The 13,593-nt window shown below is 37.9% G+C and carries 7 protein-coding genes and 1 tRNA gene; 7 read left to right on the top strand and 1 reads right to left on the bottom strand.

From position 1 onward, the window contains the following. Nucleotides 1–69: 69 nt before the first annotated feature. From ANA7108_RS0113145 to ANA7108_RS0113105, 7 genes are all read left to right on the top strand, one after another. The gene (locus tag ANA7108_RS0113145) at nt 70–987 is read left to right on the top strand and encodes a histone deacetylase (RefSeq protein ID WP_016951261.1); all 918 of its coding nucleotides are present in this window, start codon (nt 70–72) and stop codon (nt 985–987) included. Nucleotides 988–1,050: 63 nt separating this feature from the next. Further along, a complete protein-coding gene (locus tag ANA7108_RS0113140; RefSeq protein ID WP_016951260.1) occupies nt 1,051–5,373 on the top strand; it encodes an AAA domain-containing protein in 4,323 nt (1,440 codons plus the stop codon). Continuing rightward, entirely contained in the window at nt 5,357–7,201 is a 1,845-nt protein-coding gene (locus ANA7108_RS0113135; RefSeq protein WP_026104162.1) for a hypothetical protein, read from the top strand. The genes ANA7108_RS0113140 and ANA7108_RS0113135 overlap by 17 nt, the downstream gene beginning before the upstream one ends. 376 nt (nt 7,202–7,577) lie before the next feature. Continuing rightward, nucleotides 7,578–8,717, top strand: coding sequence for a glutamate--cysteine ligase (gene gshA, locus ANA7108_RS0113130; protein WP_016951258.1), 1,140 nt, complete (start codon nt 7,578–7,580; stop codon nt 8,715–8,717). Nucleotides 8,718–8,909: 192 nt separating this feature from the next. Continuing rightward, the gene (locus ANA7108_RS0113125) at nt 8,910–9,371 is read left to right on the top strand and encodes a tRNA (cytidine(34)-2'-O)-methyltransferase (RefSeq protein WP_016951257.1); all 462 of its coding nucleotides are present in this window, start codon (nt 8,910–8,912) and stop codon (nt 9,369–9,371) included. A gap of 813 nt (nt 9,372–10,184) precedes the next feature. Continuing rightward, a complete protein-coding gene (locus tag ANA7108_RS0113110; RefSeq protein WP_016951254.1) occupies nt 10,185–12,515 on the top strand; it encodes a peptidoglycan DD-metalloendopeptidase family protein in 2,331 nt (776 codons plus the stop codon). Between the two features lie 153 nt (nt 12,516–12,668). Further along, nucleotides 12,669–12,742 (top strand) — tRNA-Met (locus ANA7108_RS0113105). 400 nt (nt 12,743–13,142) lie between these two features. On the opposite strand, the gene ANA7108_RS0113100 is transcribed toward ANA7108_RS0113105, so the two are convergent. Next, on the bottom strand, nt 13,143–13,343 hold the full coding sequence (locus ANA7108_RS0113100) for a hypothetical protein (RefSeq protein ID WP_016951253.1): 201 nt from the start codon (nt 13,341–13,343) through the stop codon (nt 13,143–13,145). Nucleotides 13,344–13,593: the final 250 nt, after the last annotated feature.

Here is a 13,593-nt window from a genome sequence, read left to right as displayed (position 1 = left end):
ATCTAGCATTAGGCAGATTTTCCCCGATTATTCTGAGTAATGCTTGAATTTAAAATTTCCTTGTAAACAATGAATTTGCCAATTATTTATCATACAGATTATATAGCTCCTTTACCCCCAGGGCATCGCTTCCCGATGTCCAAATTTCGGCATCTGTATGAATTGCTGTTAGCTGACGAGGTAACACACCCGCAACAGATTCACATTCCTCAACTTCCACCACCGGAGTTCATTGAATTAATTCACACCCCCAACTACGTCCAAAGTTATTGTGATGGAACTTTAGAACCCAAAGCACAGCGACGTATTGGCTTACCTTGGAGTCCAGCTTTAGCAAATCGTACTTGTGTCGCGGTAGGTGGAACTATCTTAACAGCCAAATTAGCAATAACTCATGGTTTAGCTTGTAATACTGCCGGTGGAACTCATCATGCTTTTCCGAATTATGGATCTGGTTTTTGTATTTTCAATGATTTAGCAGTTGCATCCCGCGTTATGCAAAAATTAGGACTTGCTAAAAACATCTTGATTGTAGATTTAGATGTACATCAAGGAGATGGAACAGCATTTATTTTCCAAAATGACGACAGCGTTTTTACATTTTCTATGCACTGTGAAGTTAACTTTCCAAATACAAAACAAAAAAGTGATTTAGATATTCCTCTACCAGTAGGAATAGAAGATGATATCTATTTGCAAGTTCTGGCTAATTACTTACCAGATTTATTATCACAAGTCAAACCAGATTTAGTACTTTATGATGCTGGAGTAGATACCCACATAGCCGATAAACTTGGTAAATTAGCACTAACTGACACAGGCATTTTTCGCAGAGAAATGCAGGTTTTAACTACCTGCGTAAGTGCTGGCTATCCAGTTGCTGCTGTTATTGGTGGAGGTTATGCAGATGATATGAAATCTCTGGTATGGCGGCATTCTCTATTACATCGGGCAGCCAGTCAAGTTTATCGTCAGTTTAAACTTTAAACTCAATCATACTTTTATTTTTACTCTCAGCGCCTCTTTTAAGTCAAACAATCAGGAACATTCATGCCAAAGTTACTCAATAAAAACAACTCAGAAACTTGGGGATATACCTTCATAAATTCGACAATTGATAGTTTAATTCGGAATTTTGAAGGTCAAACAGCAGTTGCATTATATCCTGAATTTCGAGAGCGAAGAGAACGCGCTCATGAGTTAATTTTTGAATGTTTTGGTCAAAAACCTTGCTGGTTTTATATTCGTCGTCAAGGTGCAGGAAAAGAAGCAGGAGAAGAAATTTGGGATTTGACAATAGCTACAGATAAAAGTGATTTTTTATTACCTAAAAGACTTCAAGAACTCAATAAAACTTTAGGATTTAGAGCAGCAGTACAAAAAAATGGAGCTAACGGTTTAAAACTTCTCTCCGCTTATTTACTACAACCTTTACGGGGACAAGCTGACGCTTATGCTACACCTTATTGTTTGAGTTTACTACCTAATCATGAACATCGTCTTGGCATTCCTCAGAAAGCATTGGCACAGATAGCAACCATGCCAGTTTGCGGCAATCATGTACCTACAGAGGATCAATTGCAAGCATGGAAAGCCTTTTTAAAAGTTGAAGAACGGATAGCAAAAGCACGCCAGTTTTGTGTACTTTTTATAAATTATAAATATAGTTTAAATAGCAAGCAAATCACTTTTGAAATTAATCCAAATGTAGCTACAATTGATGGTTCAAATGAAAATTTCTTAGGTGTAGAAAACTTTTGGGAACGTGTAAAACAGGCAAAAAATCAAGATATAAAATTTTCTGATACTGTGCCTACAGAAAAAAATCGTCGCAGCAGTCGTCAATTAGGAACCATTGATAAAATCGAACCCAAATCTAATCTGATTCAAATAAGATTAGAGCGCGACTTAGTTGAATATATAGCAGCTGGAAATTATCAACTTCCAGCAACTGGGTATTTATTTTTTGACGCTGCTGGAGATATTAAACAGATTGAGCGCAAAGAAAAAGCATTAGAACAATTAAAACAGGGACGCACTCAAAATCCCTATTTAGGTAACTTTTTATTTGATGCTTCTCAAGCAAGACCTATTCAAAAAACTATCAAACTTAAAGCCAAAGATTTATTATTATCCTCTGCAAATGCAGGTCAAAAAGCATCTGTAGAAATGGTACTTGCAGCCGAAGATTTAGTTTTAATTCAAGGACCACCAGGTACTGGTAAAACTACTGTAATTGCCGAAATCTGCTATCAAGTTGCGTTACGGGGTGGACGCACATTAATTACTTCTCAAGCTAATTTAGCAGTTGATAATGCCCTAAGTCGATTAGTTCACAACCCAGTAATTCGGGCTGTGCGAAAGGGAAGATCCGAAAAAGTTGGAGAAGAAGGACAGCCATTTTTAGAAGATCAAGTAATTGGTACATGGTTAGAAAATACTGCTACTGATTGCGAAGATAATCTGAGTAAACGTCTTGATAATATACAATTATTGGGTCAAATACTAGAATCCTATCCACGTTTTTTAGAGTACTTCAGAGTAGAAAAAGAATTTATTCAGCGTCAAAATGATTTGAAAAAACAAAAAGACAATCTTGAAGAAAGAATCCAAGAACAAGAAACTTTATCCAAGGAAATATTAGCCAAAAAATCTGAGATTGAATCCCTAATTTCTGGTTTAGTGAATTTAATAAATACCGGACAAAATCTAAATTGGGATTCTCAAGAAGTTAAAGACTTTTTACCTCTTCTTCAGCCCTATACAAAAAGCAACAATCAGGTAGAAAATTTTCGGGAAAGTGTGAGTCAAGGCATCAAATATACAGATGAACTGGGCTTTGTTCGTCCTGCACGTGGTGTATTTGGGTTAGCAGTTTGGTTAGTTGAAATCATAACACCCCAAATTTCTGAGTTTAAAATAGGATTAAATTCCGCTAATAATATAACTGTAGCCATGTCAGAATTATCCAGATTAGTACAGGTTTTTAAACAAAGTTCTGCATATCTACATCAATTACAGACAGAGTATCAACAATTTCTGAATAAAGATCAAAGTCTACAACCGACAATTCAAATCTGGGAAAACCGTAAACGTGAAATAGATTATATTATCGAAGCAGTTGTAGAATGGAAGTTGACAGCTTATTCTCATCTCTATCAAGTTTTAAAAGATTGTCAACAATCAAATTTACCATTAACAGATAATATGGTAGATTTACCATTAGGCTTATTGATGTTTGCCAAGAATCTAAAATTACCACTTGTCCCCAAAAAATATAAAATTAATCTTCCAGATTGGAAGTTATTGACAAAAGCCATATCCTATGAAATCCAAGGCAATTTCACTGACAGACGAGGTAAAGAACATAATTTTAGTTATTTCTTACAGGATAGTTTTAGTCAGGTTCCTATAGTACTATCAAAAAGCGATCGCAATCAATGGCAGGCAACTTATCAAGAGTTAAATGATTATCAACTCCTTAATCCTAAGCAGCGTAAATTGCTAGTTGAAAATACCCAAGCTTTTTTAATTAGACTACAAAAAACTTATGGTGAATCTTATGAATGGAATAATATTGAATCTACTCTCACCCGCATTACTCAAGAATTACTAGATATGATTCTGATAAATGCACGTCAGTGTGTTTTAAAAATAAAAACAGAAGCTGAACAACAACTGCATATTTTACAAGAACAACAAAATCAATTAAATGAACTACCAAATAATGGAATTACTAAAGAACAAATATCTGAAATTCAACTTCAAGTAGAAAAATCTAGCCAAGATGCTAATGCAAAACTTATAGAAGTTGTCAATAACTTAGCAGAAATTAAGCAAAAAACAAATATACCTACACCATTAAAGATTTTAGCTGAAAAATATCTCATTAAACAATCAAATATTTGGGAACAAACCCAAGAATTTACAAAGCAAGTAAACCTTTATGAAACTCTGCTAATTAAACTTGAAGATATAATTTCATCATTAGAACCTTTTACTATACTAAAAACGATTAAAATTTCTCTAGATGAGAATTTGTTAAAATTACAAGAAGAAACAATAATTTCTACGCAGCAACTGGAAAATTTCCAAGCAAATCTACGTCAACTAGAACCAAAAACAGAGTTAAATGTATCCCCAAAATTGATACAAGAGCGTAATTGGTGGGCAAACCAATGGCAAGAAATAACTGAAAAATTTAAACTAGTAGATATTGTCACAAATGAATTAGTTAATCTGGAATTTTTACAAGATATTAAAAAACAATTCAAGGCTTGGCAAAAGCAACTAAAAAATGAGGAACAGTATCTTCAAAGATATCAAAAATTTGTTCAAGATTGGATTACAAAATTACGTCAACCGTCAGAACGAGACAGTAATGATTTAAGGAAAATTTATTTAGATAATGCTAATGTTGTTGGTATCACCTGTGTGCAAGCAGCAAATTACAATTTTTCTGAAGAATTTCAATCTTTTGATGTTGTCATTATTGATGAAGTTAGTAAATGTACTCCACCAGAGTTATTAATTCCAGCTTTAAAAGGTAAAAAATTAGTCATGGTGGGAGATCATCGACAATTGCCACCCATGCTTGATACTAGCACTGTTGAAGAAGTTGCTAAAAAAATTGGCAATACCAGAGAAGAATTACAATTTTTAGAAGAATCATTATTTAAATCTCAGTTTGAAACTGCGGATAACAGCATTAAACAAATGCTAAATACTCAATATCGAATGCACCCCAACATTATGGGGGCAATCAATCAATTTTATGATGGTAAATTAGAATGTGGGATTTTAGAACCTGATAGCAAACGCGCTCATAATTTAGCAGGGGAAATTATTAAACCAGAACATCATTTAATTTGGGTGAAAATGCCCAGAGAAGATGAATTTAAAGAAGAACGTTTAGGAACTTCATTTTTCAATATTCAAGAAATTGATGTCATAGAAAATATCTGTCAGCAGTTTGAAAATGCTTGGAGTGCTAAAGTTGCGAATGGTGAACCCAAAAAAGAAATAGCGATAATTACATTTTATGGTTCTCAATTAAGAAAAATTGATGAACGTTTACAATCAGAACTTTTCCCTTCATTGCAAATTAGAACCGGGACAGTGGACAGATTTCAAGGAATGGAAAGACCTGTTGTAATTGTGAGTATGGTGCGTAATAATCATCAAGGAGATGTAGGATTTGCGAAAAAACCAGAACGGGTTAACGTCGCTTTTTCCCGCGCTCAAGAATTACTGGTAATTGTTGGTTGTCACGATTTATTTACCAGTAAACCAGGGACAGTTGGGGGTATGTATTCAGAAGTGGCAAATATTGTTAATCGTCATGGAGGTTTTATTGATGTTTCTTGCTTCTAATGCTAAACCGATTGATGAAAATCTCAAAAATGCTGTCAAAGAAATTGAAGATAAAAGTGCTAGTTTATCAGTTTTAGCAGCGCGTCAATTTCGCTATAGTTTGCGTCAAAATACTGTAGAATTAACTATCAAAGAACCGCGTCAATTTAATGTGCTGGAAGAATTCATCATCCGTGCTGGAATTGAATTTGATCCTCCACCAACAGCAGATGAATTATCCTCTATACTTGGGCTAGATTCAGTATTTGTCAACAGCACTATTACCACTCTTCAGACATTACAAACTCTAGCTGTGAAATCACCAATTACAGTTACTGAAGAAGGGCGTTCATTTTATGAAAGAGGAACTGTACCCCAGCCACCATACTCCGTCCAAATTTATGGAATTGCTGATTTTTTAGGTGGAAATATTACCTTTCAAGCTGAATCTTTAAGTGACGTTACCATAAAATTACCTGACTTAGCAAATTTTGTAAATATTGAAAATAAAATCAACAATATTTCTTCTTTATCACTTGAAACAATACAACAAATTATTCAGGATTCAGGTTTGGCTTTTCATGTACCAGAAACAGGGAAAATAGTTACTGCTTTTAAAGTAATTCCACAAACTCAAATATTTTGGAAAACCATATCTTTGTTTGTGATATTTGATGCGCTGGAAGAGAAATTGAGTATCCAAATTAGAAGCGGTAAGCGAATTTTAGAATATGCCTCAAATTGGCTAGAATCACTACTCAATGAAGGTAAAATTTCTTTACAAGCATTATGTGAATTGTCAGATGAAACCATTAATTTTGAGCGTGAGACAATCCTTAATCAGAAAAATGACGAAATAGAATCTAGATTAGAAAAGATTCGTAAACAGGTGTTAGAAACTGGGCAAAAACAAGGTTCAGCGGTGCAGTTGCGTGATGGACAAATTGCTCAAGCTTTTTTAGAAGTTTTAAATTCGGCACAACATCAAATTCTCATCTATTCACCTTGGGTAAGTCAGGCTGTTGTAGATGAACAATTCCTAACTCTCCTACAAAAATTGGTTAATCGCGGAGTTTGGATTTTGATTGGACATGGAATTGCACAACGAGAAGAAGACGAAGATCGACCAATACCAGCAGAAGTAGAAGCAAAATTAAAATCAATAAAAACACTTGATGGTTTACCTGCGGTACAAGCATTTTGGCTAGGAAATTCCCACGTTAAAGAAATCATTGTTGATCAAGAAATCCATCTTTGCGGTTCCCATAATTGGCTTTCTTATCGTGGTGATTATCTTCCTAGAGGTGAGTCAGTTTATAAAGTTACAATTCCTAATCAAGTCGAAGAAGCATATCAATTTCTCGCTCATCGCTGTCAAAACCATGCTCAAAAATTATGGAAAAATGCTTTACAAAATCGTGATTTTCAACTAGCTGTAGAAACCATGTGTATTTGGGGTGCATTGGGTATGACAGATGTGGGAGTTAAACAAATAGAAGAAAATAACTGGCTGGAACTTTTACCTGTGTGGCTAAATGTGGTAAATCAGGAACTAAAGGTAACAAACTTACCAGACATATCACCAAGTTTAAAAACTGCTCTTTTGTTATTAAATCGGGTTTCAGGTGAAGAGACTTTTATTAATTTATTGCGTCAGGGATGGCGTGAAGTTTTGAAAAATATTGCTCAACAAAATTCCGAAAGCATTGTTAACTTACTCAGCAGTGAAATATGGACGCAATTTATTCGCCTCAAAATTGCTCAACCAGATGAGTCACCAGATCAATTTATCTTGCAACAAACAACTCATCAGAAACCAGAAAAGAAACAACCCAAAACAAAAAAATAGAGAGCCATACCAATTTGGCGTTGCATAATTGCGGGATGATTTGAGAATCTGCATCAATATATAATCTCCGCGTCTCCCTGTCTCCGCGTCCCCGCGTCAGCCTCAATCATCCCCTTATTCAGCAACGCCCCAATTTTATGTGAGGTTGCCCATAATTCTGAAATCCATTGATTTATCTGTCTTTATCCGCGTTTATCTGCGTGCATCTGCGTTTAATTATTTTATCCAGCTTCATATCAATCTGGTATCAGCCACAAATTAGGCATTATATCAGCATTTAATAAAACTTATTCTCAACTGCACCAAACCAATCTCATGCACAAAATCGTTAAATTTGATACAATTTAGGCAAAGTTAGGAGAGCCGAGGAAACAAAATGGTCTTAACAAAAGGCTTTGAAATTGAGATATACACTGGCACACCTCAAGGTAAAATCGTCGGACTCTCCGACCAAATTATCAGAGACTTGGATGGATTTATGCGGGAGCCAGATAGCCGCAATGTAGAATACATAACTCAACCATCCAGTAATTACGAAAATCAATTGTGTGGTTTGCTGCGTCCCCGCCGAGATTTGCGTAATTATCTACAACGCTTAGGCGACTATACATTAATTCCAGGCAGCACTTTATCCTTGGGTGGGAGCGATCGCTTTTACCGTTCCGACCCCACCAATCCCTATCATGACTACATTGAGCAAACCTATGGAACAAATGTAGTTACCGCCAGTGTACACATCAATATTGGCATCAGTGACCCAGAAATATTAATGCGTGCCTGTCGAGTTATCCGCCTCGAAGCACCCCTCTTCCTTGCCCTCAGTGCCTCTTCTCCTTTCCTAAATGGTAAAGCGACTGGATATCATTCCACTCGTTGGGGACTCTTCCCCCAAACCCCCGCTCATGTACCCTTATTTTCCAGCCACGCTCATCACATTCAGTGGGTAGGTGAACAACTAGCAGCGGGGACAATGCAAAATGTGCGGCATTTGTGGACATCAGTGCGGCCAAATGGCGATCGCCGTCCTTATAGTTTAAATCGTCTAGAACTGCGAATTTGTGATTTAGTCACAGACCCCATTTCCTTGTTAGCAATTACCGCTTTACTCGAAGCGCGGTTGTTACAAATCATCGACAATCCCAACATCGACCCCCTAACCCAAAGCAGTTTATCTCCTGAAGAACTGATCACCCTAACTGCCAAAAATGAAATGGCAGCAGCCACATCTAGTCTTGACGCTCAGTTGCAACATTGGCAAGATGGTAGTAACATCCTCGCCAGAGATTGGATTGCAGAACTATATCAAGCAGTTTGGGGAATAGCTAAACAACAAGGCTTCAGCTGTTTCCTTTCCCCCTTGCAAAAAATCCTCCGTGAAGGAAATGAAGCTCAACAGTGGTTACACTTGCATAAAGTCGGTGTTGATTCTCAGCAAGTCATTAGCCAAGCAATTATTGCTACTCAACAACGAGAACGGGAACTAGAAAGCAAATTGTGTTCGTCTCTATTGGCTTAATTTCTCAGAAAATTATTTATGGGTAACGGGGAACAGGTAATAAATTTATGCTCCCCACTTTGTTTTAAAAATCTAATCGCTGGTAATTATTTCTGGGCTATTAACAAAACCTATAGATAATCTGTGTCTATCTATCGGTAGATTTTCTACCTGAACTGCAGTATTCTATAGAATTATTAACTTTTAGTGACTATGCCTCAGGTAGTTCTAGTTAACCCACAAATTCCTCCGAATACAGGCAATATTGCCCGTACTTGCGCTGCTACAGGCACAGAATTACACTTGGTAGGACCTTTAGGATTTGAAATTAGCGATCGCTACCTCAAAAGAGCCGGTTTAGATTACTGGCCTTATGTAAAACTCCACTCTCACGAATCTTTAGAAGCATTCCAAATAGTCCATCAGCAGCGTGGGGGCAGATTATTAGGTTTTAGCGTTCGTGGCAGTGTTAATTATACCCAGTTCCAATTTCAAGCCGATGATTGGCTGCTGTTTGGTAGCGAAACCCAGGGTTTACCAGAACTTGTTCTCTCAACCTGTGACTCCATTCTCCACATTCCCATGACTGAACCTGGAGTTCGGAGCTTGAATTTATCCGTAAGTGTAGCTATTAGCTTGTTTGAATCCCGCCGTCAGTTAGGTTATTTACAATAGTTAACCTTTTTTAGGTATAAAAACTGAGTTATTTGCCAAAGCAAGAGTGTTATAATTTAGTCGCTTAAGTAAAATTACTGGAAAACTTGAGCAGTCTAACTCAGCATTTCCATCACTTTTCAACCCATGTAAAAAAAAGTATTTTAGTTTGGCAGGGCTAATATAAGAAATTTGTATATTAACTTTGATCCCTTGCCAATTCTCAATGATAGATTTTAGTAAATTAATATTCCCTCTATTTGAGAGATAAAATCGACGGACGCATTTACTAGAGAGCATCTTAGCTATTTGTATTCTGTGACACAATCATATGATTCCTCTCCTGCTGCGAATTTGTACGGTTGTTTTTTAAGGAATAAACGACGTAAAGTCTCGTGTTGATAAGACTGATTGGATAAAAAAATCTTGAAAATATCTACAGCAGGATCATCGTTTTTCCAGAAGTCTCAGCAGATCAACCTCTAACAGCGGTTGTAGACTCAGCAAAGCTATCATAGTTTTCTCTGGTCTAGTCCCCGCATTCAGAGCAAAATCAGCAAGATAACTGTCAAAAGTGAACATTCCTGGGTTTATGAGGAGTGGTAACAAACAAATCAGCACACAAATTTTAAGGTTTACTAACAAGTATGAACTTGTCTAAATCAGAGAAGCAGGTTAATCTTGCCTAAGTATCTCTGATGGATGTGATCTTGATATATCGTTTGATGTGATCTCAATCATGGATTAATATCCAACTTGAACAATCAAGGTCAGTTAAGCGTGATCATTAGGAGGTCGTCTTTGAAACGAGCATTGAAAAAGAGAGTAAAGGCTGTGTTGAACAATACCCCTAACAGCGATGATGCCCCGGTAGAGCAAAATGAGGTAAACCCCAAAGCAAACCGCCGGAAGCGAACCCAAGCCGCAATGATTGGCTTGGCAATCTCAATGGGCGCAACCAGCCTTTTGGTGACTCGACAAAGCGATCAAGCCCAAGCAGCGGCTCCTGTTGGCAGTCAAAAAGCAGCATCAACGATTCCGGCTGCTCCTGAGACTGAGATCAAATTTGTAGCCACAAAGCTGGAGTCCCAAGCCGTCTCATCAGCGAGCGTGCCTGAAAATCCTGTCATCGTGGAACCAACAGCAGTTTCGCAAGTGCCTGGGCTTGAAGCTAAATGGCCAATTGCAGCCACAGAAAAGGCTGTCAAAATTTCAGTACCAGAAGCTGACAAAAATGCTATTGACTTACAACCCCAAATAGCACCGGAATTGAGAAATAACTCAATTCAATCCCAATTACAAATAGCTAACCATCAGCCTGAGACAGCACAACAATTTTCTCCCAATCAAATTATTGTTGGCAGTCAACCTACAGCCGTAACTGTACAAACAGCAAGCACAATCAGCAATGATGTGAATGTCCAACTGAAAGCGCAGCAAGAGTTCGCTCTTAATCGCTTACAGGAAAAGTCGAGCCGTTTAAGAAATAGTCTGGCGGAGTTGCGGTCTGAGGAGACCAACAATTTATCAGCATCTGAGATTGCACAGTTACAGCCAGCAAACACAGCTGCTCAAACTGTAGCCGTACAGTCAGAAGACTTGACTAGCCCCAGCCAAGCCAACCTGATATCCAAGTTAAAGCAGGATAAGCAGACAGGAGAGGCAGTGCAGAAGGTAATGAAACCTGCACCAGCCGCACCCAAAGTTGTCGCTCAATTACCTCTAACAACCTACGAGGTTAAACCAGGAGATACATTAGCCGAGATAGCTACCAATTACGGTACTTCAGTCTCAGAACTAGTCAAAGCTAATAATCTCAACGATCCTAATGAACTGCAAATCAGTCAAAAACTGGTTATTCCTGCTGTTAGTGCGGAGAGTACCCGTTTCAACCAGCCTACTGTAGCAATTCAGTCCAATTTTGTCCAGCCTAGCAGTATGGACACAGTTGCTAGTTCTCGTGTGAGTAAGCCTAAATTAGATAGCAATTTCACTGTTAGTTCTCAATTACCAGAATCTGGTAATAATAACAGCGTCGCTATTCCCATTCCAGTAGTTCAGGATAATCAGCTTCAGGCAAACACTACTGCCATAAACAACAGTATTACCATTCCCGTGCCAGTAGCTAGGGAAAATCAGCTGCAAACTCCAGACATTGCGGCTACTAGTTCTACCTCCTATGGAGTGGGTGGTGATACTCCCATGCGTAATCGTGTTGCGAGAACTCAGTCGGCTTCAAAACCATCTCAAAAGGTAGCTAGAGCCAAAGGTAATGAGCGTCTTACCAGTTTACAAGCTGAAATTGAGAGACTACGTGAAAAATACCGCGCTCAACAATCGGGTATCACTCAAGAGTCAAGTGTAACTGTGCCAACAGTCACAGAAACCAATAATGTAGCCCGCTCGATAGCTGTACAGAGAACCAAGAATTTCGCCACTGAATCAGTTAATTCTCAACTAAATTCAGTGGCGATTCCTGTACCTCAACCCATACTACCGAGCTACAGCGCCAAACCTGTTCAGCCTCTATTCCGTGCTACTCGTCCCACTAACGAGCCAATTAACCCGGAATTTCTGCCAAATCAAACAGCAGCCACAGGATATTCCTCCCGTAATTCCGCTGGCATTAGGTTAGCAGTTCCTCCCGCAGGTGTTACCTCTAATGACTCTTTAGGTAAATTGCGAGGAACTAAGGTGTCTCCTACCTTGCCACCTCTGGCATCTGTGGATATATACCTACCTAGGTCTGTTGATCCTAATGCTAATCATCCATCTAGTTCTTCCACAGCTTATATTTGGCCAGCAAAGGGCGTTCTTACCTCTGGTTATGGCTGGCGTTGGGGAAGAATGCACAGAGGTATTGATATTGCTAACGGTGTTGGTACACCAATTTACGCATCCGCTCCTGGTGTAGTTGAAAAAGCTGGCTGGAATAACGGTGGTTATGGCAACGTAGTTGATATCCGCCATGCAGATGGCAGTTTGACTCGTTATGGTCACAACAGCCGTATTTTAGTACAAGCCGGTCAACAAGTAGAACAAGGGCAAACAATTGCCGCTATGGGTAGCACTGGTTTCAGTACTGGACCTCACAGCCACTTTGAAGTTCATCCCGCAGGCAAGGGTGCAGTTAACCCCATTGCATTCTTACCAGCACGGTTATGATGACTAGCTGTTTTTAACTCCAGCATCGTCTTGTTTATTGAGGGAGACATACTCCCTCTTTTATTTTTTGATTTTTTTGAGGATATTTTTGTAAATAGGAATTGCGATCGCTAAAATTGTATGCTATCTTAATAGAAGTTGATAAAACAACACGGCTCAGTAGCTCAGTTGGTTAGAGTACGGGACTCATAAGCCTGGGGTCGTCAGTTCAAATCTGACCTGAGCCATTTAAAAATATAATAACTGTAAAAATTTAAGCCGATAGTTAAACTTTCAGAACTATACGGCTTTAATACTTTCTCTTTTACCTCTACAAAAGAAGGGAACAGGGAACAGGGAACAAATAAAAAACTTTAGTTCTGAGTTTAAAGCTCAGTCAAAAAAAACAGTGTCATTATTTCAATCTCATGTTTTTAAACATGAGTTTTTTCTGTTAAGAGTTGCTTCCTGTTCCCTCTGAACTCTACAATTCTAGTCAAATATAAGGTACTAAGGAACCTATCAGAAATAGAATCTTTTTTTAAATTTGCCATAGCGATTCACTGAAACCATAATCCTTAAATATGGATTCCCTATTCTCAATAAAAGTTGATAAGAATTAAAGTTAATCAGTTTTCAGCCAAAAAGCTACTTCTTTTCTTCTGTTTCCCGCAGTTGTTTCTCTGTCCGTGCGTAGGGGTTTGTCTTCGGTCTCCAAGAAGGAAACAAGCCAATAAAAACATTGTTTATGGCTAGGCGGGTATGAGTACTAGCTTGCCCTAATGAACCTGGTAAAACTTTATCTCCTCCTGCTACAAATAGCAGAAAGCCGATGAGTATCAAAGGCATAAACCGTTTCATCTCTAAATTCCCTCATGTTAAAGCTTTCCAAAAGCTAACAAGCGATACTTACAGTAAGCTACACTAATGCTTTCTTCTTAGCTTATTTATATAAAAAAATAAGTTAGTCGTCAATGCTCAGTATTGTAAAAAAACACTAGCAACTGCTAATAGATATTTTTAATTATACAAAATATAAACTTTAGCCAAATTTTTAGCCAAATTTATTTGGTAGAGACGTTCCATGAAACATCTCTAC

The organism is Anabaena sp. PCC 7108 (assembly GCF_000332135.1).
Taxonomy (GTDB): domain Bacteria; phylum Cyanobacteriota; class Cyanobacteriia; order Cyanobacteriales; family Nostocaceae; genus Anabaena.
Note: the sequence above shows the minus strand (reverse complement) of the source record. Positions and strands in the feature narration are given on the sequence as shown.